Origin of the sequence: Microbacterium sp. NPDC089190 (assembly GCF_040701795.1) — a bacterium.
Taxonomy (GTDB): domain Bacteria; phylum Actinomycetota; class Actinomycetes; order Actinomycetales; family Microbacteriaceae; genus Microbacterium; species Microbacterium galbum.
Map to the genome: position 1 here is coordinate 241,215 of NZ_JBFBHF010000003.1, position 16,124 is coordinate 257,338.

At 70.5% G+C, this 16,124-nt stretch carries 15 protein-coding genes and 1 tRNA gene; 10 read left to right on the top strand and 6 right to left on the bottom strand.

The window, feature by feature from the left end:
• Positions 1-2: 2 nt before the first annotated feature.
• The 5 genes from AB0230_RS11050 (at position 3) to AB0230_RS11070 (ending at position 4,819) form a co-directional block, all read left to right on the top strand.
• Positions 3-467: a hypothetical protein gene (locus AB0230_RS11050; protein ID WP_366375752.1), complete on the top strand. Its 465-nt coding sequence runs from the start codon at positions 3-5 to the stop codon at positions 465-467.
• 229 nt (positions 468-696) lie between these two features.
• A complete protein-coding gene (locus tag AB0230_RS11055; RefSeq protein ID WP_315995480.1) occupies positions 697-1,482 on the top strand; it encodes a DeoR/GlpR family DNA-binding transcription regulator in 786 nt (261 codons plus the stop codon).
• Positions 1,479-2,444 (top strand): 1-phosphofructokinase family hexose kinase, encoded by a 966-nt coding sequence (locus tag AB0230_RS11060; protein WP_363391987.1) that lies wholly within the window; start codon positions 1,479-1,481, stop codon positions 2,442-2,444. The genes AB0230_RS11055 and AB0230_RS11060 overlap by 4 nt, the downstream gene beginning before the upstream one ends.
• A gap of 17 nt (positions 2,445-2,461) precedes the next feature.
• A complete protein-coding gene (locus AB0230_RS11065; RefSeq protein WP_315995482.1) occupies positions 2,462-4,522 on the top strand; it encodes a fructose-specific PTS transporter subunit EIIC in 2,061 nt (686 codons plus the stop codon).
• Between the two features lie 27 nt (positions 4,523-4,549).
• Entirely contained in the window at positions 4,550-4,819 is a 270-nt protein-coding gene (locus tag AB0230_RS11070) for an HPr family phosphocarrier protein (protein WP_058623374.1), read from the top strand.
• Positions 4,820-5,023: 204 nt separating this feature from the next.
• Here the strand turns inward: AB0230_RS11070 and AB0230_RS11075 are convergent, their stop codons facing one another.
• Both AB0230_RS11075 and AB0230_RS11080 read right to left on the bottom strand, forming a co-directional pair.
• Positions 5,024-5,413, bottom strand: coding sequence for a hypothetical protein (locus AB0230_RS11075; protein WP_366375755.1), 390 nt, complete (start codon positions 5,411-5,413; stop codon positions 5,024-5,026).
• A 50-nt stretch (positions 5,414-5,463) separates the two neighbouring features.
• Positions 5,464-6,102, bottom strand: a complete 639-nt coding sequence (locus AB0230_RS11080) for an MBL fold metallo-hydrolase (RefSeq protein WP_366375757.1) — start codon at positions 6,100-6,102, stop codon at positions 5,464-5,466.
• Positions 6,103-6,289: 187 nt separating this feature from the next.
• Here AB0230_RS11080 and AB0230_RS11085 point away from each other — a divergent pair.
• Positions 6,290-6,365, top strand: a tRNA-Glu gene (locus AB0230_RS11085).
• Positions 6,366-6,651: 286 nt separating this feature from the next.
• On the opposite strand, the gene AB0230_RS11090 is transcribed toward AB0230_RS11085, so the two are convergent.
• Positions 6,652-7,725 carry a DUF4349 domain-containing protein gene (locus AB0230_RS11090; protein WP_366375759.1) on the bottom strand — a complete coding sequence of 358 codons (1,074 nt, stop codon included), beginning with the start codon at positions 7,723-7,725 and terminating at the stop codon, positions 6,652-6,654.
• A complete protein-coding gene (locus AB0230_RS11095; protein WP_366375761.1) occupies positions 7,722-8,276 on the bottom strand; it encodes a sigma-70 family RNA polymerase sigma factor in 555 nt (184 codons plus the stop codon). Before AB0230_RS11095 ends, AB0230_RS11090 begins: the two co-directional genes overlap by 4 nt.
• 174 nt (positions 8,277-8,450) lie before the next feature.
• On the opposite strand from AB0230_RS11095, the gene AB0230_RS11100 reads away from it, so the two are divergent.
• Positions 8,451-9,512, top strand: a complete 1,062-nt coding sequence (locus AB0230_RS11100; protein WP_366375763.1) for a TerC/Alx family metal homeostasis membrane protein — start codon at positions 8,451-8,453, stop codon at positions 9,510-9,512.
• Between the two features lie 243 nt (positions 9,513-9,755).
• Here AB0230_RS11100 and AB0230_RS11105 read toward each other — a convergent pair whose 3' ends face one another.
• A complete protein-coding gene (locus AB0230_RS11105) occupies positions 9,756-11,069 on the bottom strand; it encodes an LLM class flavin-dependent oxidoreductase (RefSeq protein ID WP_366375765.1) in 1,314 nt (437 codons plus the stop codon).
• Entirely contained in the window at positions 11,066-12,376 is a 1,311-nt protein-coding gene (locus AB0230_RS11110) for a PLP-dependent transferase (RefSeq protein ID WP_363391973.1), read from the bottom strand. The genes AB0230_RS11105 and AB0230_RS11110 overlap by 4 nt, the downstream gene beginning before the upstream one ends.
• A 229-nt stretch (positions 12,377-12,605) precedes the next feature.
• Between AB0230_RS11110 and leuC the strand changes: the two genes are divergently transcribed.
• The 3 genes from leuC (at position 12,606) to murA (ending at position 16,122) form a co-directional block, all read left to right on the top strand.
• A complete protein-coding gene (gene leuC, locus AB0230_RS11115; protein WP_366375767.1) occupies positions 12,606-14,087 on the top strand; it encodes a 3-isopropylmalate dehydratase large subunit in 1,482 nt (493 codons plus the stop codon).
• A gap of 1 nt (position 14,088) precedes the next feature.
• On the top strand, positions 14,089-14,685 hold the full coding sequence (gene leuD / locus AB0230_RS11120; protein ID WP_315995492.1) for a 3-isopropylmalate dehydratase small subunit: 597 nt from the start codon (positions 14,089-14,091) through the stop codon (positions 14,683-14,685).
• Between the two features lie 63 nt (positions 14,686-14,748).
• Complete coding sequence (gene murA / locus AB0230_RS11125) at positions 14,749-16,122, top strand: UDP-N-acetylglucosamine 1-carboxyvinyltransferase (RefSeq protein WP_315995493.1); 1,374 nt, start codon at positions 14,749-14,751, stop codon at positions 16,120-16,122.
• Positions 16,123-16,124 lie beyond the last annotated feature (2 nt).

Consider the following 16,124-nt stretch of genomic DNA (forward strand, 5'->3'; position numbering starts at 1 on the left):
GCGTGATCATGCGTCGCGCCGCGACTCCGCCGTCGCGCGCCGAACGGGGGAGGCCGCGCGTCGTCGCCGCGGTGGCGGTCGGGCTGCCGCTCGTCATCGCGGGCTGCGCGCCCACGGCATCCTCCGCTGTCATTCCGGCCGAAAGCGCCCCCGCGCCCTCTCCGTCGGCGTCGCCGGGGGAGCAGGTGCCGGAGCCCGCCATCGCGTCGCCCGACGGCCTCGCGGGGACCGATGTCCGCGTCGCCATCGGGAGCGCGCTCGTCGTCGCCGTCCCCGACGGCACCGAGGCGGAGTGGACCGGTACCACCGCCGACGTGACGATCGCGGAATTCTCCGCCGGCGGACCCTCGGAGGGCGCGGTGTTCCGCCCCGGGTTCATCGCCCGCGCACTCGGGACGACGGCTGCGACCGTCACCGGCCCTGACGGGAAGCAGGTCGACTTCACGATCTCCGTGGTGGCGCCTTAAGCGCCGACCGCTCGTCATCTCGTGTCGGGCGGGGGTCTTCGAGGCCCGCCCGTTCGTCGCGCGGGGAGAGCGGCGGAGAACCGCGCGCCCGCGCGCCGCTGTGCCGCGCCTTCCCAGTGAGGACGCGTTCCGCCGTGTCGGTGCGCCGCGCATCTTCGCTGGATCCGATCATTCTGTTGCCCTGTGTGGGTTCATGTTGTACTGTGTGGGAATCTTCGAAGGAGATCCCGTGTACGCAATGGAGCGCCAGCAGCTCATCGAGCGCGAACTGCGCGAAGTCGGACGCGTCAGCGTCGTCGATCTCGCCCGCCGCTTCGACGTGACGACGGAGACCGTGCGTCGCGACCTCGACCGTCTGGAGAGCCTCGGCTCCCTCCGTCGCGTCCACGGCGGAGCGGTCGACGCCGGTCGGGCCAGCACGGCGGAGTCCCCGCTCACCGAGCGCCGCGAACGTCACGGCGATGCGAAGCGCGCGATCGCCGCGGCCGCGGTCTCGCTGCTGGGTCCGGACTTCCGCGGCTCGGTCTTCCTCGATGCGGGGACGACGCCCGCCGCGGTGGCCGCTCTGCTGCCCGAGGCTCTCGTCGCGGGTGTCGGCGCCGTCGAGGTCGTGACGCACTCGCTCGAAGCGGCGCACGTGCTCTCCGGCGATGACCGCCTGTCGCTGACCACCATCGGGGGCCGCGTCCGCGGGGTCACCGCCGCAGCGGTCGGCGCGCACACGGTCCGCACGATCGGTCAGCTGCGGCCCGACATCGCCTTCGTCGGCACGAACGGCCTCAGTGCGGGCTTCGGCCTCAGCACGCCCGACCCCGACGAGGCCGCGGTGAAGGCCGCCATCATCCAGTCGGCCCGCCGCGTCGTGCTCGTCGCGGATGCGGCCAAGTTCGGAGAGGAACTGCTCGTGCGTTTCGCCCAGCTCGACGAGATCGACGTCCTCGTCACCGATGCGACCCCGCCCGCCGATCTGGCCGACGCCCTCGCCGACGCCGACGTCGAGGTGCGTGTCGCATGATCGTCACCCTGACCGCCAACCCCTCGGCCGACCGCGCCGTCGTGCTGTCCGACGCCCTCGTCCCGGGCGAGGTCCAGCGCGCCGTGTCGTCGCGGGAGGATGCCGGGGGCAAGGGCGTCAACGTCGCGCGCGTCGTCACGGCTGCCGGCGCCCCGGCCCGCGCGGTCGTGCCGGTCGGCGCCCACGACCCCTATCGCGTCCTGCTCGAGGACACCGGCATCGGCCTCGACATCGTCGAGGTGGCCGGTCGTGCCCGCGCGAACCTCACCATCACCGACCCCGCCGGCGAGACGACCAAGCTCAACCTCCCCGGCGCGGAGCTGAGCGCCGCCGAGGCCGAAGCCCTCACGGCGGGTGTCGTCGCGGCGGCCGAAGGCGCGACCTGGCTCGTGCTCGCCGGTTCGCTGCCCCCCGGGGTCCCCGCGTCGTTCTACGCCGATCTCGTGTCCGCGGTCCGCACGCGGTGGGGTGTCGCCGCTCCGCTCATCGCCGTCGATGCCTCGGGTGAGGCCCTCGCGGCCGTGGTCGAGAGCGCGCGCCCCGACCTCATCAAGCCCAACCACGAGGAGCTCGCCGAGCTGGTGGGCGAGGATGCCGCGGACGACGTCGACGTGCTCGCCGAGGCGGTGCGTCGTGCCACGGCCCTCGTGCCCGGCCGTGTGGCATCCGCTCTCGTGACCCTCGGCGCCGATGGCGCTCTGCTGTTCACGGCCGAGGGAGCCTGGCGCGGACGCGCCCCCAAGATCCAGGTCGCCAGCACGGTCGGCGCGGGCGACAGCTCGCTCGCCGGCTATCTGCTGGCCGATCTCGACGGGGCCTCGGCCCCCGACCGTCTCGCACGCAGCATCGCCTACGGCGCCGCTGCCGCGACCCTGCCGGGGACGCAGGCCCCGACACCGGCCGATCTGCCCGCGGGCCCGATCGCCGTATCCGATTTCGCCACCCCCATCGCCACATCCTGACCACGGAGGTCACGACAATGTCCGACATCATCACTCCGGAGCTCGTCACTCTCGACGTGCCCCTGGGCACCGACAAGCAGTCGGTGATCCGCGCCCTGGCCGAGCGCGTCGTCGCGCAGGGCCGCGCGACGAGCGCTCAAGAGCTCTTCGACGACGCGTGGGCCCGCGAGCAGAAGGACGAGACCGGCCTGCCCGGCGGCATCGGCATCCCGCACGCGCGGAGCGCGTCGGTCACCGAACCGACCCTCGCCTTCGCCCGCCTCACGCCGGGCGTCGACTTCGGCGCCCCGGACGGTCCCGCCGACATCGTGTTCCTCATCGCCGCGCCGGCGGGCGCCGACGAGGCCCACCTCGCGGTGCTGTCGCAGCTCGCCCGCAGCCTCATGAACGACGGCTTCATGTCGGGTCTTCGTGCAGCGACGACGCCGTCCGACGCCGTGCGCATCATCACGGATGCCGTGAACCCCGCGCCGGCGTCCGCCCCGGCCGCCGAGGCCCCCGCCGCGACCCGCGCCGAGGCGCGCACCGCCACGGCGACCAAGACGAAGAAGATCGTCGCGGTCACCGCGTGCGCCACCGGCATCGCCCACACCTTCATGGCCGCCGACGCGCTCACCGCGGCCGGTGCCGAGACCGACGGCGTGGAGCTCGTCGTCGAGCCGCAGGGCTCGAGCGGCTACAAGGCGCTCCCGCAGAGCGTGATCGACGACGCCGACGCCGTGATCTTCGCGGTCGACGTCGACGTCCGCGAGCCGCAGCGCTTCGCGGGCAAGCCGGTCGTCCGCGCCGGCGTCAAGCGCGGTATCGAACAGCCGAAGCAGCTCATCGCCGAGGCCCTCGCCGCGTCCGACAACCCGAACGCCGCACGCGTGCAGGGCGGCGCCGCCACGGCATCCGCCTCCGACGCTCCGGCGGCCCAGCAGTCGGTCGGCCGTCGCATCCAGCGGTGGCTGCTCACCGGTGTGAGCTACATGATCCCGTTCGTCGCCGGTGGCGGTCTGCTGATCGCCCTGGGCTTCCTGCTCGGCGGCTACCAGGTGACGCAGAACGCCGCGAACGTCATCATCCAGAACTCGCTGTGGGACCTCCCGACCGACGGCATCACCTCGCCGCTCGGCCCGATCGGCCAATACCTCGGCTCGGTGGCCTTCATGATCGGTGCGACGTCGATGGGCTTCATCGTCGCCGTGCTCGCGGGCTTCATCGCCTACGCGATCGCCGATCGCCCCGGTATCGCGCCCGGCTTCGTGGCCGGTGCCGTCGCCGTGCTCATGAACGCGGGCTTCATCGGCGGCATCATCGGTGGTCTGCTCGCCGGCTTCATCGCCTGGTGGCTCGGCCGCTTCGACGCGCCGCGCTGGTTGCGGGGCCTCATGCCCGTCGTCATCGTGCCGTTCCTCGGATCGATCTTCGCCTCGGGCTTGATGATCCTCTTCCTCGGTCGTCCGATCGCCGCCCTCATGGCCGCCCTCACCGACGGTCTCAACTCGCTCGCCGCCTCCGGCGCCGGTGCGATCCTGCTCGGCGTGATCCTGGGCCTCATGATGTGCTTCGACCTCGGTGGACCGGTCAACAAGGTCGCCTACGTCTTCGCCACCACGGGCCTCGCCGCCGCCACGCAGACCAACACGGCTCCGTACCTGATCATGGCCGCGGTCATGGCCGCCGGTATGGTCCCGCCGCTCGCGATGGCCCTGGCCTCGACGCTTCTCGCCCGCAAGAAGTTCACGCCGGTCGAGCGCGAGAACGGCGCGGCCGCGTGGCTGCTCGGCGCCTCGTTCATCTCCGAGGGGGCGATCCCGTTCGCTGCGGCCGACCCGCTGCGCGTCATCCCCGCGTCGATGGTGGGCGGTGCCATCACCGGTGGTCTGAGCATGCTGTTCGGCACGCAGTCGTTCGCCCCGCACGGCGGCATCTTCGTCTTCTTCGCGATCAACCCCTTCTGGGGTTTCGCCCTCGCGATCGTGGCGGGTACCGTCGTGACGGCGCTGATCGTCGTCGCCCTCAAGGGCATCGGCCGCAGCACCAAGGACGCCGCCGTCGCCGAGACTGCTCCCGCAGCCACGGTCGCCGCGTAACACCCCGTCGAATCGGAAGGATTCACCATGGCAGAACGTCAGGCCACCATCGCCAGCGCCTCGGGCCTCCACGCCCGACCCGCCAAGCTCTTCGTGCAGGCCGTGCAGGAGAAGAAGGTCCCGGTCACGATCGCCGCCCAGGGCGGTCCCGACCTCAACGCGGGCAGCATCCTGTCGCTCATGGGTCTCGGCGCCGGCCACGGCACGGTCGTGACGCTCAAGGCCGAGGGCGAGGGTGCCGAGCAGGCGCTCGACGAGCTCGTCGCGCTCCTCGAGACCGACCTCGACGCGCAGTAAGCACGTCGCACCAGAACACCGGATGCCACGGCCCCGAGGGGTCGTGGCATCCGGTGTTCTGTCATGGGCGGTGATCGGTCAGTCGAAGGTGAGGGAGAGGGACCCGTCTGCCTCGCGCAAGACGGTACCGGTGAAGCGGAACTCGACGGTCGCAGGCGACCCGTCCTCCGTCACCGCAAGGGAACCTGTTCCCGATTCGAACCGCTAGGACCCCCCGTCCTCCGACAGGAGACGATCGATCGTGAGGTATCCGTCGCTCGCGGCGGCCACCTCGATCGGCGCGACTCCCCGCAGCTCCGGGGGACAGGAGGGTCCGGAGAAGCCGGCCTCGGCGCATCTCCCGAACGCGGCCCGGAGCAGGGGAGTGGCCTCCGACTGCACGAGAGCCAGCTCGCCGTCCGGAACAGCCGGAAGCGAGAGGGGATCCCCGTTCAGGCCTGTCGTCGTCCCGTCCGGTACCGCGAGGAGGAACGACTCCGAGCGCTCGAGGACTCCCGTGGGGTCGGAGACCTCCACCTGATAACGGCCTGGCCAGGCGTGCGCATCGACGCGGCCGTCCGACAGCGGCATCTTGCACACACCGTCTATCGACACGTCGGCGACCGTCGGGATGACAGCGCGGGGACCGTCGGCCGCAGCCTCGGCTAGACCTCGACCGTGTCGCCGGGCTTCAGATCGACGAAGGAGCCGCCGTTCTGCTCGACCGCCCACGTCAGGCGGGCGTCGCCCATCTGTTTGCCGGCGACCGACAGGGTCATGTCGTGCGTGGTGAACACCCGCTCGGGCTTGACCGCGAGGACGTAGTCGATCGCGTCGCCGATCTTGAGCCAAGGGCCCCCGACCGGCGCGGCGAGGAGCGAGACCTTCTTGTGCTTCGGCACCGCGTAGGAATCGCCGGGGTAGTAGAGCGTGTCGTTGACGAGGACGCCGACGTTGTCGACCACGGGGATCGACTCGTGGATCACCTCGTGACGTCCGCCGAAGAACTCGAGGTGGAACGGCCCGAGATCGAGCCGGTCGCCGGGTTTCACGACCATCACCTCGAACCCGGCAGCGGCGTCGCGAACGCCCTCGGGGCCGTAGATCGGCACGTCGGGGTGGGCCTTCTGCAGTCGCGTCAGGTGCTCCGGGGTCCAGTGGTCGGGGTGCTCGTGCGTGATGACCACGCCGACGAGACCCACCAGGTCTTCGAGGGGCGAGGTGAAGCTGCCGGGATCGATGACGAGCGTGTGCCCGGATTCGACGACGACGAGAGCGGCGTGTTCGTGTTTGGTGAGGCGCATACTCCGATCCAACTCCCGGATGCCAGGGGGCGGCAAGCGCTGGCGCGTGAGGTGAACAGCGTCTAACGCCTCTTCCGTTGACCGCCGGATCGCGGTACCGTGGCCGGACACGCCCGGGATATCGGCGGCTCGGCCCCGATTTTGCGTGCGCGTCATTCGTGGTGCATACTTGAACACGTTGCGACGCGGCCCCATCGTATAGCGGCCTAGTACGCCGCCCTCTCACGGCGGTAACGCGGGTTCGAATCCCGCTGGGGTCACCAACACGAAAAAGAGCTTCGACCGGATGGTCGGAGCTCTTTTTCGTTGTCGGCGACCTCGGTGGGACGAGGAGCCGCATGCGCGGGTTGGGCCCCACCGCCCGGAGGCTCCGCGCGCCGTGAAGCGGCGCGTGGAGGGGGCGGAGGGAGAATCCCGCTGGGGTCACCAACACGAAAAAGAGCTTCGACCGGATGGTCGGAGCTCTTCTTCGTTGTCGGCGACCTCGGTAGGACGAGGAGCCGCATGCGCGGGTTGGGCCCCACCGCCCGGAGGCTCCGCGGCATCCCTTCAGCTCTCGCGTGCCGCGCGGCGGCGGCGGACGATCCGGCGCGCGCCCCACACCACCGCCGCGGCGATCGCGGCCACGGCGATCCACGGCAGCAGGAACCCGAGACCGATGACCGCCCCGTTCAGCGTCGCGACGAGCCCGTTCCACCCGGCGGAGAGGCCGTCGCCGAAGCCGGCCGGGTCGGCGGCGACGGATGCCGTGCGGGCGGTCAGCTGCACGCTCAGCGACGACATCGCCACCTGGGAGGACAGCGACTGCAGGACCTGCCGATCGCTGTCGAGCTGAGCCTGCCGCTCCGCGAGGGCGGACTCGGCGGCGATGAGGTCGGACACCGAACCGGCCTGGGCCATCAGTTCGGTCAGCCGGGCCACCGAGGCCTCGCCGGCGGCCACCCGCGCGCGCAGATCGATCGCCTGGTCGGTGACGTCGGACCGGGTCACACTGGTCGCGGTGACCTCGCCCACGTCGCCGAGGCCGTCCATCACGCCGGTGAGCGAGTCCGCGGGCACTCGGACCGTGATCCACCCGGACGAGAGCGTCGCGCCGGTCGTGGCACCCTCGAGGGGCATCGCGACACCGCCGTCACCGAGTTGCGAGGATTCGACGTAGCCGCCGGCGGCGGTGGCGGTGTCGCCGATCGCCTCGATGGCGGTGCCGATATCGTCGACGGCCACGGTGCTGGACCCCGTGGCGACGATCTCCCGCCCTGGGGTGGCCGTCGACGCGGAGGCTTCCGACCGGATTCCCGCGCCGCTCTGGTCGGGGGCGACCGGGGCGGAACCCGCCCCCGCGCCGGCGAAGCCCTGGGCGGACTGATCGGTCGTCCCGCTCTCCGGCGCCCTGTCGGCTGCTCCCACGGCGGTCGACGAACCGCTGACGCCCGAGGTCGTGCCGAGCGAGGGGCCCACGACGGCGGCCACCACGACGACGGCCGCGGCAGCGCCGACGCCCGTCCACACGCCGCCGCGACGACGGCGACGACGGTCGCGCTCATCGGCGATCCGCCCGAAGACGGCCGTCTCGATGGCATCCACACGATCGGCGGGAAGGGTGGGGAGGGTGGGGCTGCTCATGGTGTCTCCGTCTCCATCGCGGTGGCGCGCATCCGTGAGCGGATGCGGGAGAGGCGGTTGCGCACCGTGCCGTGCGACACGCCCAGCGAGGCGGCGGCGGCCTCGTACCCGTAGCCCTCCGCCGCGCACAGCCGGAAGATCTCGCGGTCGAGCTCGCTCAACCGGTCGACGGCGGCCAGGATGGCGGCGACGGTCTGCACCTGCACGACCTGCGCTTCGACGTCGACGATGGAGGGGATGTCCGCGTCGAGTTCGGCGTGACTGCCGTGCCGCCGACGCGCCCGCAGGCGATTCTGCGCCTGCAGGCGGCAGATCGTCGCGAGCCACGGGAGGAGCGAATCGCCCTCCAGGCGCAGCGTCGGGATCTTCCGCCACGCGACGACGAAGGTCTCCTGGGTGACGTCCTCCGCGTCCGCGGCGTGGCCGACCAGCCCGAACGCGACCCAGTACACGGGCCGCACATAGGCGCGATACAGCTCCCGGAAGGCCACGTCCGACCCGGCGGCGGCGCGCGCGACGAGGGATCTGTCGTCGATCACGGCGTCGGTCATCGGCATCCCTTCCCGGCCGGCGAGGCTCTTCGAGCACTCTCTCATTGAGAGGTGTCCGCGCGCGGCGGATCGTCTCGCACAACTACGCACGCAATGAGAAGTACTTGCATAACCCGCGGGCCGACGAAGGGCGCTCGATAGACTCGAGCGTTTCCCCCGGAGAAAGGCCACGCGATGGAGCTGCAGCTCGACCCGCTCTTCCAGACGATCACGCTGGTGGTGCTGGTCGTCATCCTGATCGCCGACCTGCTGATCATCCTCAAGCGTCCGCATATCCCGGCGCCCAAGGAGTCGACGCTGTGGGTCGTCTTCTACGTCACTCTCGCGCTGATCTTCGCGGGCGTCCTGTGGATCGTCGCCGGGGGAGAGGTCGCGGGCCAGTTCGTCGCCGGCTGGCTCACCGAATACAGCCTGTCGATCGACAACCTCTTCGTCTTCGTGCTGATCATGGGCCAGTTCTCGGTACCGCGTCGCTACCAGCAGGAAGTGCTCATGGTGGGCATCATCATCGCGCTCGTCCTGCGCGGGGCGTTCATCCTGGTCGGCGCGACGATCATCGAGAACTTCAGCCCGATCTTCTACCTCTTCGGTCTGTTCCTGATCTACACCGCGATCCGGCAGGCGTTCCCGGGCGACGACGACGACGATGCGCAGAAAGAGAACCTCATCGTGCGGACGCTGCGTCGCGTGCTGCCCATGAGCGACTCCTACGACGGCAAGAAGGTCATCACCCGCGTGAACGGCAAGAAGCTGTTCACGCCGATGATCATCGTGTTCGTGGCGATCGGTGTGACCGACCTGCTCTTCGCGATCGACTCCATCCCCGCGATCTTCGGCATCACGCAGAGCCCGTTCATCGTGTTCACCGCGAACCTCTTCGCCCTCATGGGTCTGCGCCAGCTGTACTTCCTGCTCGGTGACCTGCTCGACCGCCTGAAGTACCTGCACTACGGCATCGCGTTCATCCTCGCCTTCATCGGCGTGAAGCTCATCCTGCACGCGATGCACGTCAACGAGCTGCCGTTCCTCAACGGCGGCGAGCCGATCGAGTGGGCGCCCGAGATCTCGACGTGGGTCTCGCTCGCGGTGATCATCCTGTCGATGGCGGTGGCCACGGTCGCGAGCCTGATCGCGGCGCGCCGGGAACCGGATGCCGAGGGACGTCAGGATGCTGCAGCGGTCGTCGCCGACGAGAAGGGCACCCCCTCGACGGTGGAACAGCCCGAGCGCGACTGATCCGGCGGCGCAGCAGGATTGCGCGAGACCGGGAGGACCCTGAGCTGGTCGAAGGGTCCGGACGTGCGCGGGGGACGGTGGCTTCGACAGGCTCAGCCACCTCGCGGGAGCTTGGCCGCCTCGCGGGGCTCAGAGACCTCGCGGGCGCTCGGCCGCCGCGCGGGGGACGGTGGCTTCGACAGGCTCAGCCACCTCGCGGGAGCTCGGCCGCCGTCGGGGCCCCGGCCTCCCGACGTCCGGGATCTAGAACGCGCGCAGGTTCGCCTGCAGACCGCCGTCGACGTACTCCTCGCGGAGGATGCCGCGGCGCCGGAGGATCGGCACCAGGTCGTCCAGCACCCGGTGCACCGTGACCGGGTGCAGGTCGCCCCACAGCAGCACGCCGTCGTTGCCCCACTCGCCGAGCTCCTCGATGCGGTCGGCGAACTCGTCGGCCGTGCCCACGAAGCCGGAGCCGTCGTTCAAGCGGCCGAGGCGTGCGTGCGCAGCGAGGAGTGTGCGCAGCGGGGTGTCGGCGTCGTGCTTCCCGACGAGGCGCCGGATGCTGCCCTCCGACACGTGCTCGCCGAAGATCGAGCGCTCGAGAGGGCGGTCGAGATCCAGACCCGTCAGGTCGGTCTCCAGGTCGCTCGACTGCTTGCGCGCGATCGCGATCAGGGCGTCGTCGGAGGGATCCGCGGATGCCGCCACCAGCCGGTCGGCTTCCTCCGGCGACGACACGAGCACGGGTTGGATCGCGAAGAGGATCTTGATGTCGGCGGCGGAGCGCCCGGCCGCCTCGGCAGCGGCGTGGATGCGCCCGCGATACGCGCGGATGCTCGCTTCGTCGAGCGGCGCGAGCGCGAGCTGAACGTCCGAGTTGTGCCCGGCGAACGACAGACCGCGGCCTGAGCCGCCGGGGGAGACGATGGCGGGCTCGCCGTCGGTGAAGGGGATGGCGTTCAGCGGCCCGTCGAACCCGAAGTACTCGCCGCGGTGATGCGTGGCATCCAGTCTGGTGCCGTCGGCGTAGACGCCGGATTCCTCGTCGACGACGAGGGCGCCCTCGCCCCAGCTGCGCCAGAGCTGCCGGATGCCGTCGAGCCACTCCTCGGCACGGTCGTACGCCGCATCGTGCCCGAGCTGGGGAGCCGTGGAGAAGTGGCGTGCGCTGCCGGTGTCGGTGACGACGTTCAGGCCCAGGCGGTGCCCGCTGAGGTGCTGGAGCGTCGCGAACTGTCGGGCGGCGGTGTAGGGCAGGGAGGCCGCGGGATTGACGGTCGGGACGACGCCGAGGTGCTGCGTCGCCGCGAAGAGGTACGGTGCGAGCAGCAGCGGGTCGTGCTTGGGGCCGCCGAAGGCGTGGCGCACGCGCAGGTCGATCGTGTCGGCGCTGCCGAGCGAGGGCGCGTCCTCGATGATCAGCAGGTCGAAGCCCGCCTGCTCGAGGGTGCGCGCGGAATCCTGGTAGAGCCCGGGCTCGGTCCATCGGTGGTTCCACCGCAGGTACGGGTGCCCCCAGCCGTGCGGGCCGAAGCCGCGCGCCAGGAACCAGCCGAAATGCTGCAGGCGGCTCACAGGACGACCGTCTTCCGCTCGAGGGAGGGCACACCGACGAGCGCCTGCTCGAGGTCGGCGATGATGTCGTCCACGTCTTCGATGCCGATCGACAGTCGCACCGTGCCCGGGAACACGCCGGCCCGCTCGCGCTCGGCGACCGTGCGTGCGGAGTGGGAGGTGCTCTGCGGATGCAGGATGAGCGATCGCACGTCACCGAGGTGCGTCATGTGCGTGATCAGGCGTACCGACTGCACGAGGTGACGCGCGGCTTCGAGCCCGCCGCGCAGGGTCACGGTGAAGACCGAGCCGTGCCCGGCTCGGAGATACCGCTCGCCGAGAGCGTGGTGGGGGTGTGATTCGAGCCCGACGTAATCGACGCGCTCCACTTCGGGGCGCCCCTCGAGCCACCGCGCCACCACCAGCGCGTTCGCGGACTGGCGCTCGACGCGCAGGCTCAGCGTCTCGATGCCCTGGCCGATGAGGAAGGCGTTGAGGGGCGACGGGGAGGGGCCGAAGCGTGGCGCCACGCTCTCGCGGATGTACTGCCCGCGCGCGCGCGGCCCGTGCTTCTCGGCGTAGCTCGCGCCGCCCAGCCGGTCGGTCTGCACCAGGTGGGGGAAGAGGTGCCCGGATGCCGCGGCGTCGAAGCGTCCGTCGTCGACGATGACACCGCCGAGCACCGCCCCCTGACCGGCCAGGAACTTGCTCGCGGAGTGCACCACGACGGCCGCGCCGTGCTCGATCGGGCGCAGGAGGTACGGCGTGGTGAAGGTGCTGTCGACGACGAGGGGGATGCCGCGCTCGGCACCGACCGCGGCGACGGCGGCGACATCGAGCACGTCGTTGCGGGCGTTGGAGAGGGTCTCGGCGAAGAGGGCCTTCGTCCGGGGTGTGACGGCTTCGCGGACGGCATCCGGATCGGAGACGTCGACGAAGGTCGTCTCGACCCCCAGCCGCGCGAGGTTGTCGAGCAGGAGTCCGCGCGTGCCCTCGTAGATGTGCTCCGAGACGACGACATGGTCGCCCGCGCCGGCGAGGGCGAGCAGGGCCACGGTCACCGCGGCCTGGCCGCTGGAGACGAGGACGGCCTGATCCCCGCCCTCGAGCGAGGCCAGGCGCTCCTCGACGGCCTGCACGGTGGGGTTGCCGGTGCGGCTGTACCCGAAGCCGGCGCCGGTCCCGAAGTGCTCGGCCGATTCGTCGAGGTCGCTGAAGGTGAACCCCGCGGTCAGGTAGATCGGTGTGGCCCGCGGCGTGGCGGGCGCGGTGGCCGAGCCCGCGTGCACCTGGCGGGTCGAGAATCCGGTGTCGGCACCTGCGGTCATGGGGCGCGCTCCTTCCTTCGGGATCGGGTCAGATTCGCACGCCTCGGCGCGGATCGACGAAATGTGCGGCGCCGTGTTACGCGGAAGGGGGTGTCGCGGCCGGTGGTATCGTGACCGGGTGCGGATCGCTCGCCTCCTCCTTAGCGGCCGCGACGAGACCTTGTCCTAGGCCTCTCTCGTCGCGGAGTTCGTCGCGGGCCTCACACCCCTTCCGAGGAGAAACGCCACCATGAGCAGCACATCGATCGACGGCATCCACGTTCCGGAGCGCCCCCGCACCCTGGCCGAGAAGGTCTGGGATGACCACCTCGTGGTCAAGGGTGAGAACGGCCAGCCCGATCTCATCTACATCGACCTGCACCTCGTGCACGAGGTCACGAGCCCGCAGGCGTTCGACGGTCTGCGCGCCGAGGGGCGTCCGGTGCGCCGTCTCGACCTGACGATCGCCACCGAGGACCACAACACCCCGACCCTCGACATCGACAAGCCGATCGCCGACCTCACCAGTCGCACCCAGATCGACACCCTCCGTCGCAACGCGGAGGAGTTCGGCGTGCGCATCCACTCGCTGGGCGACAAGGAGCAGGGGATCGTCCACGTCGTCGGCCCGCAGCTCGGCCTGACCATGCCCGGAATCACCGTGGTCTGCGGCGACTCGCACACCTCGACCCACGGCGCCTTCGGCGCCATGGCGTTCGGCATCGGCACGAGCGAGGTCGAGCACGTGCTCGCCACGCAGACCCTGCCGCTGAAGCCCTTCAAGACGATGGCGATCACCGTCGAGGGCGAGCTGAAGCCCGGGGTCACCGCGAAGGACATCATCCTCGCGATCATCGCCAAGATCGGCGCGAACGGCGGCCAGGGCTACGTGCTCGAGTTCCGCGGCAGCGCGATCCGCTCCCTCTCGATGGAGGGGCGCATGACGATGTGCAACATGTCGATCGAGGCGGGCGCCCGCGCCGGCATGATCGCCCCCGACGAGACGACCTTCGCCTACGTCAAGGACAAGCCGCACGCCCCGCAGGGGCAGGACTGGGACGACGCGGTCGCCTACTGGCGCACCCTCCCCAGCGATGAGGGCGCCGTCTACGACGCGGAGGTGTTCCTCGACGCGAATGAGCTCGAGCCCTTCGTCACGTGGGGCACCAACCCCGGTCAGGGCGTGTCGCTGTCGAACGTGGTCCCGACCCCCTCCGACCTCGCCGATCCCAACGAGCGCGCCGCCGCCGAACGGGCCCTGGAATACATGGACCTCGCCGCGGGCACGCCGATGAAGGACATCCCGGTGGATGCCGTCTTCATGGGCTCGTGCACCAACAGCCGCATCGAAGACCTGCGGGCCTTCGCCTCCGTCATCGAGGGCCGGTCGAAGGCCGAGAACGTCCGCGTGATGGTCGTGCCGGGGTCGGCGCGGGTTCGTCTGGAGGCCGAGGCCGAGGGCCTCGACAAGGTCTTCATCGCGTTCGGCGCGGAGTGGCGCTTCGCCGGGTGCTCGATGTGCCTGGGCATGAACCCCGACCAGCTGGCGCCGGGGGAGCGCTGCGCATCCACCTCGAACCGCAACTTCGAGGGACGGCAGGGCAAGGGCGGGCGCACGCACCTCGTGTCGCCGCTCGTGGCCGCGGCCACCGCCGTGCGGGGGACGCTGTCGAGCCCCGCCGATCTCGACCCGCTCCCCGCGGAGACCGTTTCGACCGGGGCGGAGGCCTGACATGGAGAAGTTCACGACGCACACCGGTGTCGCCGCCCCGCTGAAGCGCTCGGCCGTCGACACCGACCAGATCATCCCCGCGGTGTTCCTCAAGCGGGTCACCAAGACCGGCTTCGACGACGCGCTGTTCGCCAACTGGCGGCAGGATCCCGACTTCATCCTGAACCAGGACGCCTACCGCTCGGCATCCATCCTGGTGGCGGGCCCCGACTTCGGAACGGGTTCCAGCCGCGAACACGCCGTGTGGGCGCTGCGCGACTACGGTTTCCAGGTCGTGCTGAGCCCGAAGTTCGCCGACATCTTCCGCGGCAACTCCGGCAAGCAGGGCCTGGTCACGGGCGTGATCACCGAAGACGATCTGGAGCGCATCTGGGCCGCCATCGAGGCGCAGCCGGGCATCGAGATGACCGTCGACCTGCAGGCCAAGACGGCGATGATCGGCGACCTCACGGTCTCCTTCGACATCGACGATTACACTAGGTGGCGGCTTCTCGAAGGGCTCGACGACATCGGGCTCACGCTGCGCGATGAAGACAAGATCACGCAGTTCGAGGCGCGCCGCGAGGCATGGCGGCCGCGGACCCTCCCGGTCCGCTGAATCCGATCGACCCGATCGGATCGATTCGCCGCCCCTCGTCCACGAAGTGAGGTCCACCCCCCTATGAGCACACTCGTCACCGATTCCGGAGACCGCACCCCCGGACAGCCGGACTGGGAATCCGCGGAGACCCTGGCCATCCGCGGCGGGCGCCCGCTGCGGGGGACGGTCGAGGTCAAGGGCGCGAAGAACCTCGTGACCAAGGCGATGGTGGCGGCCCTCCTGGGCGAGACCGCGAGCACCCTGCGCGACGTGCCGATGATCAGCGACGTCAAGGTCGTCCGCTCGCTCCTCGAGGTGCACGGCGTCACGGTCACCGAGGGCGAGGAGGAGGGCACACTCCACCTCGACCCCTCGGGCGCCGTCGCCGCGCACTTCGAGGAGATCGACGCGCACGCGGGGGCATCTCGCATCCCGATCCTCTTCTGCGGCCCGCTGCTGCACCTGCTCGGTGAGGCGCTCATCCCCGATCTCGGTGGATGCCGCATCGGCGACCGTCCGATCAACTTCCACATGGACGCGCTCCGCGCCTTCGGCGCGGTCGTCGACAAGAGCTACGAGGGCATCCGCATCACGGCGCCCAACGGCCTGCACGGCGCGAACATCACGCTGCCGTACCCGAGCGTCGGCGCCACGGAGCAGGTGCTCCTCACCGCCGTGCGCGCGAAGGGCGTCACGGAACTGCGCAACGCCGCGATCGAGCCCGAGATCATGGATCTCATCGCGGTGCTGCAGAAGATGGGCGCGATCATCTCGTACGAGCCAAACCGCGTCATCTTCATCGAGGGCGTCGACAAGCTCGTCGGCTACGACCACCGCGCGATCTTCGACCGCAACGAGGCCGCATCCTGGGCCTGCGCGGCCCTCGCGACCGACGGCGAGATCTTCGCCAAGGGCGCGCGTCAGCAGGACATGCTCACGTTCCTCAACGTCTTCCGCAAGGCCGGGGGATGGTTCGACGTGCGCGAAGACGGCATCCTGTTCCGTCGTGGCGACGAACTCAAGCCCGTGATGGTCGAGACCGACGTGCACCCCGGCTTCATGACCGACTGGCAGCAGCCGCTCATCGTCGCCCTCACGCAGGCGGCGGGCACCTCGACCGTGCACGAGACCGTCTACGAGAACCGTCTCGGGTTCACCGCCGCGCTGAACAAGATGGGCGCCGACATCGTCGTGCACCCCAAGGGCATCGACAGCCCCGACCGTCGCGTCCCGCGTCGCGACCTCGAGCAGGCGGCCGTGATCAACGGCCCTACGCCGCTGCACGCCGCCGACGTCGAGGTCCCCGACCTGCGCGGCGGGTACAGCTACGTCATCGCCGCGCTGGCAGCCGAGGGCGAGTCGACGGTGCGCAACATCGGCATCATCCGCCGTGGGTACGAGAAGTTCCTCGAGAAGCTCACGGCTCTGCACGCCGACTTCGACGTCGTGGGCTGACG